17 protein-coding genes are annotated in these 14,917 nt (G+C 35.6%); 5 read left to right on the forward strand and 12 right to left on the reverse strand.

Annotated features, from left to right (window positions below):
- Positions 1 to 56: 56 nt before the first annotated feature.
- Positions 57 to 272 carry a 30S ribosomal protein S21 gene (gene rpsU / locus ACYIAL_RS10710; RefSeq protein WP_034882800.1) on the reverse strand — a complete coding sequence of 72 codons (216 nt, stop codon included), beginning with the start codon at positions 270 to 272 and terminating at the stop codon, positions 57 to 59.
- Between the two features lie 186 nt (positions 273 to 458).
- Here rpsU and hemB point away from each other — a divergent pair, with 186 nt between their 5' ends.
- The 4 genes from hemB (at position 459) to ACYIAL_RS10730 (ending at position 3,580) form a co-directional block, all read left to right on the forward strand.
- Positions 459 to 1,466: a porphobilinogen synthase gene (gene hemB, locus ACYIAL_RS10715; RefSeq protein WP_174796635.1), complete on the forward strand. Its 1,008-nt coding sequence runs from the start codon at positions 459 to 461 to the stop codon at positions 1,464 to 1,466.
- Positions 1,467 to 1,537: 71 nt separating this feature from the next.
- The gene (locus ACYIAL_RS10720; protein WP_483751667.1) at positions 1,538 to 1,729 is read left to right on the forward strand and encodes a hypothetical protein; all 192 of its coding nucleotides are present in this window, start codon (positions 1,538 to 1,540) and stop codon (positions 1,727 to 1,729) included.
- Between the two features lie 242 nt (positions 1,730 to 1,971).
- Entirely contained in the window at positions 1,972 to 2,742 is a 771-nt protein-coding gene (locus tag ACYIAL_RS10725) for an IS1 family transposase (protein ID WP_174796637.1), read from the forward strand.
- Positions 2,743 to 2,770: 28 nt separating this feature from the next.
- Positions 2,771 to 3,580, forward strand: coding sequence for a hypothetical protein (locus tag ACYIAL_RS10730; RefSeq protein ID WP_174796638.1), 810 nt, complete (start codon positions 2,771 to 2,773; stop codon positions 3,578 to 3,580).
- On the opposite strand, the gene nudC is transcribed toward ACYIAL_RS10730, so the two are convergent.
- The 6 genes from nudC to epmB form a co-directional block, all read right to left on the reverse strand.
- Positions 3,577 to 4,377: an NAD(+) diphosphatase gene (nudC, locus tag ACYIAL_RS10735; protein ID WP_174796639.1), complete on the reverse strand. Its 801-nt coding sequence runs from the start codon at positions 4,375 to 4,377 to the stop codon at positions 3,577 to 3,579. The two genes, ACYIAL_RS10730 and nudC, sit on opposite strands and share 4 nt — an antisense overlap.
- A 58-nt stretch (positions 4,378 to 4,435) precedes the next feature.
- Entirely contained in the window at positions 4,436 to 6,064 is a 1,629-nt protein-coding gene (yidC, locus tag ACYIAL_RS10740) for a membrane protein insertase YidC (protein ID WP_174796640.1), read from the reverse strand.
- A complete protein-coding gene (gene yidD, locus ACYIAL_RS10745) occupies positions 6,064 to 6,306 on the reverse strand; it encodes a membrane protein insertion efficiency factor YidD (protein ID WP_174796641.1) in 243 nt (80 codons plus the stop codon). The genes yidC and yidD overlap by 1 nt, the downstream gene beginning before the upstream one ends.
- A 47-nt stretch (positions 6,307 to 6,353) precedes the next feature.
- Positions 6,354 to 6,710 (reverse strand): ribonuclease P protein component, encoded by a 357-nt coding sequence (gene rnpA / locus ACYIAL_RS10750; protein WP_174796642.1) that lies wholly within the window; start codon positions 6,708 to 6,710, stop codon positions 6,354 to 6,356.
- Between the two features lie 11 nt (positions 6,711 to 6,721).
- Positions 6,722 to 6,862, reverse strand: a complete 141-nt coding sequence (gene rpmH / locus ACYIAL_RS10755) for a 50S ribosomal protein L34 (RefSeq protein ID WP_025314679.1) — start codon at positions 6,860 to 6,862, stop codon at positions 6,722 to 6,724.
- A gap of 154 nt (positions 6,863 to 7,016) precedes the next feature.
- Entirely contained in the window at positions 7,017 to 8,045 is a 1,029-nt protein-coding gene (gene epmB, locus ACYIAL_RS10760) for an EF-P beta-lysylation protein EpmB (RefSeq protein ID WP_174796643.1), read from the reverse strand.
- Positions 8,046 to 8,078: 33 nt separating this feature from the next.
- On the opposite strand from epmB, the gene efp reads away from it, so the two are divergent.
- Positions 8,079 to 8,645, forward strand: coding sequence for an elongation factor P (efp, locus tag ACYIAL_RS10765; protein WP_085246840.1), 567 nt, complete (start codon positions 8,079 to 8,081; stop codon positions 8,643 to 8,645).
- Positions 8,646 to 8,977: 332 nt separating this feature from the next.
- Here the strand turns inward: efp and ACYIAL_RS10770 are convergent, their stop codons facing one another.
- From ACYIAL_RS10770 to thiI, 5 genes are all read right to left on the reverse strand, one after another.
- The gene (locus ACYIAL_RS10770) at positions 8,978 to 9,904 is read right to left on the reverse strand and encodes a hypothetical protein (protein WP_483751668.1); all 927 of its coding nucleotides are present in this window, start codon (positions 9,902 to 9,904) and stop codon (positions 8,978 to 8,980) included.
- Positions 9,905 to 10,418: 514 nt separating this feature from the next.
- Positions 10,419 to 10,904, reverse strand: coding sequence for a tRNA (uridine(34)/cytosine(34)/5-carboxymethylaminomethyluridine(34)-2'-O)-methyltransferase TrmL (gene trmL / locus ACYIAL_RS10775; protein ID WP_174796645.1), 486 nt, complete (start codon positions 10,902 to 10,904; stop codon positions 10,419 to 10,421).
- Between the two features lie 19 nt (positions 10,905 to 10,923).
- Positions 10,924 to 12,300 carry an envelope stress sensor histidine kinase CpxA gene (gene cpxA, locus ACYIAL_RS10780; protein WP_174796747.1) on the reverse strand — a complete coding sequence of 459 codons (1,377 nt, stop codon included), beginning with the start codon at positions 12,298 to 12,300 and terminating at the stop codon, positions 10,924 to 10,926.
- 38 nt (positions 12,301 to 12,338) lie between these two features.
- Positions 12,339 to 13,055 carry a response regulator gene (locus ACYIAL_RS10785; protein WP_174796646.1) on the reverse strand — a complete coding sequence of 239 codons (717 nt, stop codon included), beginning with the start codon at positions 13,053 to 13,055 and terminating at the stop codon, positions 12,339 to 12,341.
- A gap of 133 nt (positions 13,056 to 13,188) precedes the next feature.
- Positions 13,189 to 14,637: a tRNA uracil 4-sulfurtransferase ThiI gene (thiI, locus tag ACYIAL_RS10790; RefSeq protein ID WP_174796647.1), complete on the reverse strand. Its 1,449-nt coding sequence runs from the start codon at positions 14,635 to 14,637 to the stop codon at positions 13,189 to 13,191.
- Positions 14,638 to 14,917: the final 280 nt, after the last annotated feature.

Below are 14,917 nucleotides of genomic sequence, written 5' to 3' on the forward strand. Positions count from 1 at the left end.
AACAAATTGATTTTAATATCAATTCAAGTTTTCAGTATAAATAATCTTAAAAACAATTAATATAGACGAGTGCGACGAGCGTTTTCTCTTTCTAATTTTTTAGCATGGCGTTTAACAGCTGCCGCTTTAGCTCGTTTACGAATAGTCGTTGGTTTTTCGTAAAATTCACGATTACGAACTTCAGCTAAAACTCCTGCTTTTTCACAAGAACGTTTGAAACGACGTAATGCTACATCGAAAGGTTCATTTTCACGTACTTTAATTACTGGCATGTGCCTCTCACCTCAAATTTGTTTAATATCACAAGGGACTAAAATTTAGTGCGCAATTTTACCCCTAATCAATATATGTTGTAAAGTAAAAAATCGAATTATTCTAAGAGAGCAAATTAATTTGCCAATCAACATATAGCGTCAGATAATAAATGAAATCTGATTAAGAATAAACAGGAGTTTTTCATGCCATCATTTACAGGTCAATATCCAACTCGCCGCTTACGTCGTAATCGTGCCCATGATTTTAGTCGTCGTATGGTTGCAGAACACAGCTTGACCGTCAATGACCTCATTTATCCAGTTTTCATTATTGAAGGCAATAATGTTACTGAACCGATTACCTCAATGCCAAATGTAAATCGAATGAGTATTGATGTATTACTAAAAGAAGCAGAACAAGTAGCTAAATTAGGGATTCCTGTTCTTTCATTATTTCCTGCTATTGAACCAGCAAAAAAATCACTACTTGCTCAAGAAGCATATAATGAAACGGGATTAGTACCGAAAGCGATTCGAACATTAAAAAAAGAGTTCCCCGAGCTAGGCATACTCACTGATGTCGCACTTGATCCTTATACCACCCATGGACAAGACGGCATTATTGATGAACAAGGGTACGTGCAAAACGATCGCTCTGTTGAGACGCTTGTAAAACAAGCGCTAATGCAAGCAGAAGCGGGAGTAGACATTATCGCACCAAGCGATATGATGGATGGACGCATTGGCGCAATACGTAATGAGCTAGAAAAACACGGTTTTGTTAACACCCAAATTATGGCTTATTCAGCCAAATATGCATCTTGTTTTTACGGTCCTTTCCGTGATGCTGTCGGTTCTGCCCAAAATATTAAAGGTGGCAATAAAAAAACTTATCAGCTCGATCCTGCTAACAGTGATGAAGCATTACAAGAAATTTATCAAGATTTAAGCGAAGGTGCAGATATGGTCATGGTTAAACCGGGTATGCCTTATCTTGATATCGTGCAAAGAGTCAAAGAAACTTTTGCTGTGCCGACTTTTGCTTATCAGGTTTCTGGCGAGTATGCCATGTTAACAGCGGCAATTGAAAAAGGTTGGTTAGATGAAAAATTAGCCATTACGGAGTCTTTACTTTGTTTTAAACGCGCAGGAGCCGATGGTGTATTAACCTATTTTGCCAAACAAGTCGCCGAATGGTTACACCAAAAATAAATATATTTATTCAAATAGATAATAATTACGCACTCCAATATTTGGAAGGCGTATTTATTCCTATACCGGACATGAATATCAAAGCACAGGCGAACACCTATTTGTTAAAACGTGTAATAACGATTATATCAATCAATAATTTACAAAACCTACCTGCAAACGAATGGGAAAGCGGAAAGAATGATACGGTTAAACCGCATAAAGCGATTTCAGGGAAAACCCCTTATGAGTTTTTAGAAGATTATTTTAATCATGAAGTGTAAACAACCTGACTTTCCCTACAAAATATCTAACATATCGAATCATATTATCAACCATACTGCTTAATAACAATACAACTTCCATTCTTCCTTGGGCATCGATAATAAGAAATAAAAATAAGTGATTACTTAGCCTTGGTTAATAATTACTCTTTGCTGAAAATCGTAAAAAAGTTTCAGGGAAGCTATATGTTTAAGTAAAAATCTGATAATATTTACAGGGATAAGCGATAAGGGAATAAAAAATGATTTATGAACTCGTACCAACCGAATTGCATGATGAATTCAAAGCTTTTCATCATGACCTAGAAAAAATAGCATCGCAACATGTAGAAGCTTGTCCATTTTGTAAAAAAACTGCATTTTATTTAATTCGTTCAAAACCAACTAAAACATACCGCTGTAAAGATTGTCATAAATATTTTACCGTTTCAACCAATACTCCTTTCAATCGTTTAATGCCATTTAATTGGCTAGAACTTATCTTTACTAGTCGTATAAAAAATATTAGTTATCTCAATATTGCAGAAAAACTTGAAAGCTCATTAGAAAAGGTAATACGTCGAGATCGTGCTATTATTCATTATCTTCAAATCCATTACCCATCATTGCATAAGTGGTATACACATCAAAAACAAACCACATTAATGCCAACTTTAGCAGAACAACATCAAACCATTAAAGCTAAAGTAACCGCCTTATTGAATGAACAAAGTCCAACGTGTATACACTGCGGATCGAACGAAACAACCAAAGTCGGTTCTCGCACTTGCTATCGCTGTAGGCGCTGTCGACATAGTTTTAATATTTTAAGCAACACTAGTTTAAACCGGATACCAAAACCTGAATTATGGCTACAATTCATCGATCTACTTGTTTCTGGAGCTAATAATTTACAAATAAGAAAAGCACTTAATTTACACAATGATACTGTACGTAAATGGCGTTCGGCTTGGTACCACATGATGAAAGATTGGCACTGCGAAGCACTTGCTATTTGGTGCAAAAATAAATAAGACAACAGAATAAAAGGAAATCAGCTCTATGAAAAAAAATAGTTTATTTTTATATATATGTATATTGAGCAGTACACTATCCATCAGCGGTTGCAATGATAAAAAAACAGTTGAGGAAAAAAACTTGCCACAATTACCGACAGCAATGATTAATAGTTATCTTTTTCATACTGAACCAGAACTTTTACCGTTTAGTAAAATGATTAAACAGCAACATATTCAAGGATCATCAAGTAAAATCATTAACTACAATGAACAAGGCTTTGTAGCTAATTATGATTTAGAAGGGTTACATGGCGACATTAACTATGAAACAGCTAAATATAGCTACGGCATGGGTGACACCAGAAATGTTTATGAGATTACTTTTGATTCATCGAAAAATATTCTTGGCATGAAAAACAATAATAATGATATAGTTGCAAGTTCAGAATTTGATGAACAAGGTCGTTTAGTTGAAACTACCCTATCACGATTTGCAGAAAATAACGTCATTTTTAACAGTAAAATTATTTATGATAACAACCGTGTCGAGCTTGTGTTATATAACGCTTATGTTCCTGTTGATGAAAAAACAAAGTTTCCTGTATTAGCACAAGAAAAAGATGTCGTTTACAATGCCAATAAACAATTAGAAAAAACCATCACTAGAACCTTTAAATTAGCATCAAATGGTGACATCATCATTAATGATAAAAATGAACAAGAGGTTGAACTCACCGAAACGTGTACTTATTCGGATTATAATCAAAACAACGATTGGACTAAAGCTGTTTGTATTACAACAGGCGATGAATCAAAAACTGTTAATCTAATTAGAACTATTGAATATAATTAATCATTGCCATATTCATCATAGTCACGGCAAAGTGTAATTGTATCTTCAATTAAGCGTCTTGCAATGGTGCCATACTCTGGAATTTTAGGTAATTGTGTGTAATGGTACCAGTTTGCTTCAATCAGTTCATTTTTGTCTACCACTATTTCACCACTATCATAATCAGCTAAATAAGCCATCATTAATGAATTAGGAAATGGCCAAGGTTGCGAGCCTACATAACGAATATTCTTAATTTTGATTCTTGACTCCTCAAATACTTCCCGCTCAACTGCGGTTTCCATTGTTTCACCAATTTCAGTGAAACCAGCTAAAACAGTATATAAGTTATCTTGATTATGCCTAACATGCTTTGCTAATAAAATTTTATTTTTGTGGCGAATAGCCACGATAATAGATGGTGAAATTTGTGGATAGTAACGCTCTTTACAATGGTCACACATACAGCACCATTCTGTATTACTAATATACATCTCATGTCCACAATAGCCACAATACTTATGAGAACGATAAAACTCAGAAAGTTGTACAGCTCGACCTGCCATATTAAATAGTGATTGATCAGTTATATCCAGTAATTGACGAATTGAACTCATTGCATTTTTCATTTCATCACAAATCAACCAAGCAATTTGCCCATTCCATTCGCCTATTGGTTGCGCACGCTTATGGGTAAAACCGAGCTGATCGGCACGCCCAACAGGAACATCACCATTAGGCAACCATAATCGACCATTAGCACTGACAAACCAATAACCGATTTCATTACCGGTTAAATTAAATTGTTGTATATTCATATCATTGACACCAAAAATAAAAACGAAAAAGGAGGATTTACTCCTCCTTTTTTCAATACTATTTCTTTTTCTTCTCGTAAAGCCCTTTTTTCTCAAGTTCCCAGTAGATAACACGCTGCTGAGCAATTGTGAATAAGTTACTAACGATATAATATAAAACTAAGCCTGATGGGAACCATAAAAAGAACAACGTAAAAATTAATGGCATATAAGTCATTAATTTTTGTTGTAGTGGATCGGTAACAGGTGTTGGTGACATCTTTTGGATTAAGAACATGCTAGCACCCATTAATAAAGGCAAAATATAATAAGGATCTTGCGCTGATAAGTCATAAATCCAAAGTGCAAATGGCGCATGCCGTAGTTCAACTGCGTTGCCTAACATATAGAACAAAGACAAGAAAATTGGCATCTGAATTATTAACATCAAACACCCTCCTAATGGGTTCACTTTTTCTTGTTTGTAAATTGCCATTGTTTCCATACTCATTTTTTGTCTATCATCACCATAGCGCTCTTTTAAAGCTTCTATACGAGGTTGCAATAACTTCATTTTTGCCATTGAACGATACTGCGCACGAGTTAATGGAAATAAAATACCTCGAACAATAAATGTGATAACAATAATTGAGAAGCCCCAATTACCAATAAAACTTTGAATAAACTTCAATAAGTAAAATAATGGTTGTGATAAGAACCATAACCAACCATAGTCAACAACTAAATCAAGATGATTAGCTGTTTCTTTCAATTGACTTTGAATTTCTGGTCCTAACCATAATTTGGCTCCAATGGTTTGTGTACTACCCACTGGAATAATAGCTGACTCACCTTTGAAACCAATCGTTGCTTGTGATTTATTAGCCGCTGCTCGTGTATAAAATAAGTTATTTTTATCCTGTGTTGGTACCCATGCTGAAGCAAAATAGTGCTGTAACATCGCAACCCAGCCTGTTTGCGTCTCAACCGCTAACGCTTTATCTTTGATATCATCAAAACTATATTTGCTGTAGTTAGTATTCGAACTTGAATAAGCGGTGCCACGGAATGCGCTTTGTCCAACTCCACTTCCCCCTTCGGTTGGTATATCATCAGGTAATTTAATGGTTTGTTTTAATTGACCATACATTGCTACATCAACAGGCGCATTGCTTTGGTTATTAATGTCATACTGAACATCAACAGCATAATTACCACGATGTAATATGTAATATTTAGTATAACTTACACCATTAACTTGATAAGTAAGTGGAACACGCAATTCATCTTGCCCATCAGCTAACACATATTCAGACTTTTCAGTTTGATATACAGGGCGTTTTGAGCCTTGAGTCGCATTATCTGGACCATCTTTACCTGTTAAACCACTTTCTGCAATATAAACAAAATCGGGGCGTGATGTTAATAATTGGAAAGGCGTGCCAGAATGAAGCGTTTGCTCATATTTTAACAGTTGTGCAGCTTGTACATCACCGCCATAAGTATTAATGGTGAGTGACAATACATCTGATTTTACAGTAACTGTTTTACCCAGCATTGAGCCATCAGCTGAATCATCATCACTCATTTGTTGAGTTAATTGATTTGCGATTGGCGGTTTAGGTGCGTGATCTTCCTCCCACGCTTTCCAAATGAAAAAAGATACAAAAAGTAAAGCAATGACTAAAATATTACGTTGAGATCCCATTAGTGTTTTTCTCTATTGGTTTTAATTTTTGGAGGAACAAAGTCTTCTCCTCCTTCATGTAAAGGATGACATTTTAATACACGTTTAACTGTTAGCCAACCACCTTTTATTAATCCAAAACGTCGTAATGCAATTATTGCGTATTGTGAACATGTCGGTGTAAAACGACATTTAGGGCCAAGTAAAGGACTAATAACACGCTGATACACACGAATAAAAAGCACAAAAGCATTTACTATCATACATTTACATGCATAAACATGCTGTTTGATAATTAATTTAAATTTATTCAAACCTCGTACTTGGTTATGATTCGCTGGCATAATTTATTTAGTGTTTCAACGATTTGCTGATTATCTAAGTCTATAACAGGTTGTTTAGCCATCAAAATAAAATCGATATTAGGAAGTTGATGTTGATGATGTCGAAAATACTCTTTAGCCAGCCGCTTGATGCGATTACGCTCATGAGCTCGTTTTACCTGTTTTTTAGCTATAGCAAACCCTAATCGCATATGATTATGGTTATTTTTACGTGCAACTAACGTTAAAAAAGGAGAGCCAGCTCGAATGGACTCTTGAAAGACATGATTGAAATCAAAGGGAGTTAACAATCGTAACTCCCGCGGAAAAGTGAACTTAATCACCCAACTTTAAATCAGCTAGCAACAGTTAAACGAACACGGCCTTTAGCACGACGGCGAGCAAGAACTTGACGACCGTTTTTAGTTGCCATACGAGCACGGAAGCCGTGAGTTCTATTGCGTTTTAATACTGATGGTTGAAATGTGCGTTTCATGACGATTTATATCCAAATCTAATTTATCAACAGGTTGCAGAGTTTAAACTCCACAGCATTAATTAAAGAGGTCGGAATTATAGAGCCTATTTTATTTTCCGTCAATGAGATTTTCATAGAATGTTTTTTGCAATTTAACCCCATATTAAGTGAATTAATCATTCACTGATAGTACACGCTTACTTTTTTCACCGCCCACTTCGCGCGCTAATTTAGGCACTAAATAACCCGATACTTGATCAGCAAGTTGTTTCATTATTATTTTTGCGGACTCATCATCAACCAAAAAATGAGCAGCGCCTTGCACTTTATCTAACAAATGGATGTAATAAGGCAAAATCCCAATATCAAAAAGCTTATTGCTCAACTGAGCCAAAATATCGGCATTATCATTAATATTTTTCAACAATACGCTTTGATTTAGCACAGTTACACCGCTTTGTTTTAAAAGCTTAATTGCATAAGCAACAGCACTATCAATCTCATTTGAATGATTAATGTGAGTAATGACTATTATTTGCAACCTACTTTCAGCAAATAACCGACAAAGTTCAGGCGTCACTCGCGAAGGAATAACAACGGCCAAACGTGTATGGATTCGTAATCGCTTAATATGTGGGATTTTTTCTAGTGCATTAATCAAAAAAGCCATTTCATGATCTTTTGCCATTAGTGGATCACCACCAGATAAAATAATTTCATCAAGTTCAGGGTGATTTGCAATATATTCAAGCGCAATACCAAGGTTCTTTTTATTGCCTTGATTATTATGATAAGGAAAATGCCGCCTAAAACAGTAACGACAGTTAATTGCACACGCCGTTTTTGTGATCAACAATGCGCGATTATGATACTTATGCAATAACCCTGCAATGGTATTATCTTGCTCTTGTAATGGGTCATGACTGTAGCCATCAACTTTTAATAATTCCTTATCATGACAAAGCACCTGTAGTAAAAGTGGGTCATTACTATCCCCCTTTTTCATTCGGTTAATAAAAGCCCTAGGGACACGAAGCGGAAACTGTTTTTTTGCCTGTTGCATAGGGATTGAGATGGTGTCAGGATCTAGACCTAAATAGGAATATAAAACGTTGATATCTGTCACAACATTGGCAAGATCAACAATCCATTCATCTTTATTATTTGGTAGTTCAATTTTTTGCTGTATAATATGGCTCATTTTTTGTAATTCAGAATTTTAGTTGGAGCTTTTATGGCATCTTATAGTACTAATGAGTTTAAAGCTGGTCTTAAAATAATGCAAGATGGTGAACCGTGTGTCATTGTTGAAAATGAATTTTATAAACCGGGTAAAGGTCAATCCATCAATCGCGTAAAAATTAAAAAATTACTTTCAGGTAAAACTGTCGATAAAACATTCAAATCAGGCGAATCAGTCGAAGCGGCTGACGTTGTTGATATGAACTTAACTTACCTCTACACCGATGGTGAGTTTTGGCATTTTATGAATAACGACACATTTGAACAACTTTCGGCTGATGCTAAAGCAGTTGGCGACAATGCAAAATGGTTGGTTGATCAAGCTGAATGTATTTTAACATTATGGAATGGTCAACCAATTGCTGTAACACCACCAAATTTTGTTGAACTTGAAGTGATCGAAACGGATCCAGGTTTAAAAGGCGACACAGCAGGAACCGGTGGTAAACCAGCGACTTTATCAACTGGTGCGGTAGTCCGTGTACCTTTATTTGTACAAATTGGCGAAGTCCTTAAAGTGGATACTCGCTCAGGAGAATATGTATCACGCGTTAAATAAAATCGCGTACTTTTAAGTTCGCTTTTACCCCCCGAAAAGAGAGGTTGGTCTAACCTCTCTTACTTATCTAAATAGCACAAATTTAAAATTCAAGCTTACTGTTTTCCAGTTATTAAAATCCTTTAAAATCTGTCGAAATTTAATTATCAACACAATCAACGTTGATAAATTGAAAATGCTAATTTTTATTGCTGACAAGCTATAAGAGCACAAGCTTTTAAACCTCGTCGACTTGTGAGCCCGCTTTAGGCAAGGCTTTGTTCTTTGATTGCTTGTCCTTAATTAGCGCTATAAGCCCGTGCGCAACCCAAGGATTAAGAACAGCCATTAAACTAGGGAGTGGTGCAAAGGCCATAATTGATAATGGAGGCACTGAACCAATAAATGTCACCGTTGCCCGATCCCACATCGAACTGACCGCTGAACTGACCACTCATCGCCGTATCACTTGTCCAATAGTTGTAGGGGACGAAATCTGCACCACTATAATTGTACATGAGCCCCCACTCCGTGAATAATCCAGCATCTATTTGACGCTGATAATGATTACCACTTGATGGTGGCGTTGCGCCAATGGATCCTTGGCAATGCAAACCTGAGTCAAGACCAGAACAAATCGCGTTAGTCAGCTCCTTGACCTGTGGCACACGATAACCCAAACGACTACACCAAGTTACCATATCAGGATAGTAATATAATTCAGCTCCTCGGTTCACAAACCATTTCTGTATGACAAATCCATATCTTACTATCTCTTTACCCTCTCTATCTCTACCCACTAACTCAAAGGCCTGTGGTAACTTTGGCACGGTAATTTGATTAGGATAGGGATCACCCCATTGAGTTCTTGCCTCTGGACCTGTTAGCGTCACACGAAACTCGACATAGCCTTCGTCATTACATTCTGTTTTTCGCGTCACTGTGGCAGTAATTCCCTCATGCGTAACTGGCGCTCCCCATGTCAATTCACTTGCTTCTCCCATTATGATGAAATCAAAATATAATCCATCAGCCCCCGTAGTTGGGAAGTTAAGCGCGTATGATGCTGGATCCGTTGATTGAACTAGGAATCCATAATCGGGGTTCCATATGTCAGCGGGGCCCGCGAAGTGAAGCCTGCCGTAATCAAGATTAGGTCTTACGGATTTGAGGATCCCCCATTGTGACGATGGCAGTATTATGGCATCACTACGATTTTCCCCTCGACCACTTTTACCTATTAATGCCTGCGAATTCCATGAAAAAGACAATAATAACACAGCCAATACCAACGAGATTTTTCGAGATAATTTTGGTGATGATTTGAAAGATAATTTCGAGGATATACACGAGGTAAGAGCTAAAACCCGTCTAAGGTGTCTATTCGATAAATTTAAGACATAAGTTTGCCAGTGCTGGTGTCTGGTGTCTGGTGTCTAAAATGATAATGCATTATGGTTTACCTGTCAAGTAAATTTATGTTTTATTTGGTTTTTTATGCTTATATGCTTATTAAATAAGCCAAATTTTCAACTGATTAAAGTATAATCGTTTAAAAAAAGTTTGGCTAGTTTTTTGGGTGATTTTTATAAAGATTTATTAAGAGTTATTTTTATGAAGCTCTGTGAAAAGCTTTAAGGGTTTCAAATTTTTGTTTTTTGTAAAAAATAAAAATAAAATCAAAACTATACCTAAAAAATCTACAGAACAAACATACAACTATCATAACACCGAAAGGTGTGAATATAGCTGCCTTTTCCTGCTTCGGAATGTACCGATAAAGTAGGGGTAAATTTATTTTGCACCCATGTAGTTTAACTGGCGCCATGATTCATAAACCACAACAGCTACAGAATTAGATAAATTCATACTACGGCTCGTCGCTAACATGGGAATACGTATTTTTTTATCTTGAGGTAATGCATCCAGTATGACTTTCGGTAAGCCTCTAGTTTCTGGCCCAAACATTAAAAAGTCATGTTGCCGGTAATTAACTTCATTATAAGACCTTTGCCCTTTTGTGGTTAAGGCATAAACTTGTGTCAACAAGTCGATTTGATTGGCATCTAAGAAATGGTTGAGATTTTTATAACGTTTTACATCAACAAATTCTTGATAATCAAGCCCAGCTCGTCTTAATTTTTTGTCATCCCAGAAAAAACCCATGGGTTCAATAATATGTAAATTAAAACCAGTGTTAGCACAAAGGCGAATAATATTACCAGTATTAGCGGGAATTTCGGGTTCAAATAAAACAATATTTAAGACTGAATTTGACACAACTTTTCTCTTTCACTATTTATTGATGTTTATGAATTGGCAATACTATCACAATTCTAAGTCCGCCAAGATGACTTTTTTCAGCTTTTACGGTTCCGTGATCGCGTATAATGGCATTGGCAACAATAGCGAGCCCTAATCCAGTTCCACCTGATTGGCGATCTCGAGCTTCACTTGTACGATAAAAAGGTCTAAAAATTTGTTCTAATTCATTTTCAGCAACCCCTGGGCCATCATCATCAATAGTAATGGTTATCTTTTTTTGTTGTGCCACAAAATTGACAACAATCTGTTTATTGGAATAACGAAATGCATTACGTATAACGTTTTCAAGTGCACTACATAAAGCAACTGGATAACATAGAATGGTATGGTTGGTTGGAAGATTGGCAACGGTAAACTTCTTGCCTATTTGTTCTGCTTCAAAAGCGGCATTATCAAGCACTTGTTTAAACAACAGATTAATTTGATTAAATTCACGGATTTCATTATTGTCATATTGCTGCCTTGCCAATGATAATAAATCACCAATCATAGAATCTAACTTTAATGCCTCAATATCAATACGCACAACTTCATTGCTTTCACCTTGTTTTCGACGTAATAAAGCTGTAGCAAGCTGCAACCGAGTCAAAGGCGTGCGTAGTTCATGAGAAATATCTGAAAACAGGCGGTGCTGCACCTCCTGCATTCGCTTAAGCTCCCTAAGCATATGGTTAAAACTAGCACCAGTTGCTTTATATTCTGAGGATCCTATTTGTTCAAGTTCTGGCCACTCTTGTAAATTGCCTTTTGCAACCTGATCTGCTGCTTTTTTCAGTCCTCGTGCTGGTTTAGCTATACTCCAAGATAACCACAGTAAAAAAGGCGAACTGGCAAGCATGGTCAAAGCTAATAATAAAAAAGGATGATCAAATATAAAGTTAACGAATTGTGATTGAATGCCAGTTGCTTGTTGTAAGATATACAATTGATATTCTGTATTGGCATAATGGACTAAAAAAGGCCCTATAATTTCTTGTGAATCATAAATCTTTTTGGCTGGATCATCGACATTACTGGATTTTTCTCTAAAATTCTTCACTAAATCGATATTTTTAGTCTCAGCGGTAATGATTTGCTCATTGGGTGTAACAATAAATAAAGATTGACCTGATTTCTGGTGATTATCCATCACAACAATAAAACGCATCCACCATCGAAAACTATCTTTAGGCACATTAACAAGATCATTCTCAACCTGACGAGCTAGTATATTACCTGCTTCTTTATCTTTATTTGCTAAATACGTTAAATTTCGAGAATCAAGGCTCGGTAATACCATTATTAACATGAGAAAAAAAACGATGGTCAGTAAAAATATAGTGAAAATTCTGATTGTTAATCGATCAAAAATCCACATATTATCTGACCTTCTTAAATGTTATTCTAGCCTTACAACAAATCATCTTGTTGATCCACGACAAATAAATAACCTTTAGTGCGTAGTGTTTTAATCCAAGGTAAACCATCACTTCGATGAGGGAGTTTTTTCCGTAAATTAGAAACATGAACATCAATCGAGCGAGCAAGCGGGACAAGCTCTTTACCTAAAACAGATTCACTTAACTTTTCACGTGTAATTATTTTGCCTGCGTTTTCAAGAAATGTAAGCAATACTTGAAACTCAGTACCCGTTAAATCAATATACTTGTTATCAAAAAAAACAGATTGCTGTTTTCGATTTACACTAAGTTTATCAATTGTATATTGAATCGGTTTATCAGCAGCATCATTTTCTGTATTATCCCAACGAGTTCTACGTAAAAGCGCATTAATTCGAGCAATAAGTTCTCTATCATTAAATGGTTTTTGAATGTAATCATCAGCACCAAGTTCAAGGCCAATAACTTTATCATCTTCACTATCTTTAGCCGTTAAAAAAATAACAGGTACAGTAAACTTACCTCTAAGTTGAGATAATAAACTAAATCCATTCATTTCAGGCATCATAATATCAAGTAAAATAAGATCTATGGTTCTGTCAAACTTTTCTAGAGCCTGAATACCATTATTCGCTATTTCAACTTGATAGCCTTCTAATTCGAGTAGTTCTCGTAATAATAAAGTAATCTCCTGATCATCATCAACGACAAGTAATTTGCTGTTCATTACATTCCTCTTTCTATCTATATCAAATTCATTCTTGATATTTATTTTTATATTAATAACAAATATAGTTTTTGTTTAAGAATTCATTATATATGTAAAAAATAAGAATAATATAGTAAATTATTGTTAAGATTTATATAGAAAATATTTTTACATTATTAAACCCTTGGTCAATTAAATAAAGTGCTTGCAACTTGCTCATTACGCCACGTTCACAATAGAGTAAATATTGATTTGATTGATCCAAATTTCCAAATTGCGTTGCCAATTTGTAAAATGGAATATGCTTGATTTTAATATCATTCAATACAAGTGGATTATCTTCTTGCTCTTCTGGAGAACGAATATCAATAACCACATGATCTGCACTCAGTGTTGTAACAGTTTCGACTTGAGTAATCTTTGTGTCAGATTGTTTTGCAATCTCACGTATATCAATGTTTTCAGCTTCGGCAACAGCTTTATCTAAAATTGTGAAATCGAAATTTAATTCTTCTGCTTCAATTTTTTCTTTTACGGCTTTAACCGTTGGTTTTTTAGATATCACACCACAAAACTCAGGCATTGTTTTAGCAATATCTTCCGTTCCAATTTGGCGTGCAAGATTAATAATCGTTTCTTTATCATGCGTGATAAGAGGACGTAGAATTAATGTATCGCTAGCATTATCAATTAACCGTAAGTTAGTCAATGTTTGACTCGATACTTGACCTAATGCTTCGCCAGTCACAAGAGCTTCTACTTTGTAACGTTGCGCAATTTTTGATGCCGCACGAATCATCATTCGTTTTAGAATCACCCCCATTTGCCCATCGTCAATTTTTTCCAGAATTTCACCAACAACATCAGAAAAATCAATAGCAATAAAACGTACTTTATGTGAGCTGCCAAAACGCTCCCATAAATAATGTGCCATCTGTTTAACACCGATCTCGTGAGTTTTGCCACCAAGATTAAAGAAACAATAATGTACTCGGCTACCGCGCCGAATTAGCATATAGCTTGATACTCCCGAGTCAAATCCACCCGATATAAGCGAAAGAACATCTTCTTGGGTACCTGTTGGAAAACCACCAATTCCTGCATGTCGGCCTTTTACCAGTAGTAACTTGTCTTTATCTATTTCAAGATTAACCGTGATTTCTGGGTGGGTTAATTTAACCTTAGCTGAAGATACGTATTGATTAAGCCCACCACCAACATAACGCTCTACATCAATTGAAGTAAATTCATGTTTACCACGACGTTTAACCCGTACACAAAATGTTTTGTTTTCAATCAATGGTGCATAATAATCCAACACTTTTTCAAAAATATCATGCATATCAACAAAAGCCAGTTCATCGACAGCTAAAATATGATGAATGCCGGGGATCCGAGTTAATAGCTCAAGTATCTGATTTTCGCTATTTTCAATTTTTGGACGGACTTCAATAAAGTCCCAATGACGAATAACCGCTACATCTTCAATATGATGCTTTAAAATATTACGAATATTACTGGTTAATATTTTAATAAAACGCAAACGAACAGAATCACTTTTAATGGTAATTTCGGGAAAGAGCTTAACAATAAATTTCATAAATACAATGTGCCATAATAAAAATGGCGACATTATACTGTTTTTTTAGATAGAAACGTACCATTGATTATCACCTATCCCCCACTTTTAAAGAAGAACAGTGTTTTTTCATCTGCTACGTTTCTACTAACACATCTACATCCAGTGTAACTATCCCCTAAAATAGTACAGCAAAAAAGTAGAAAATTCTCTATGATAAAAGTAAAGGGGATTTAATTATGAAAAAAATGACTGAACATCAAATCGTCGCTATTTTAAAAGAAGCTGAAGCGGGTATTCC

Source organism: Gilliamella sp. X-57, assembly GCF_057063565.1.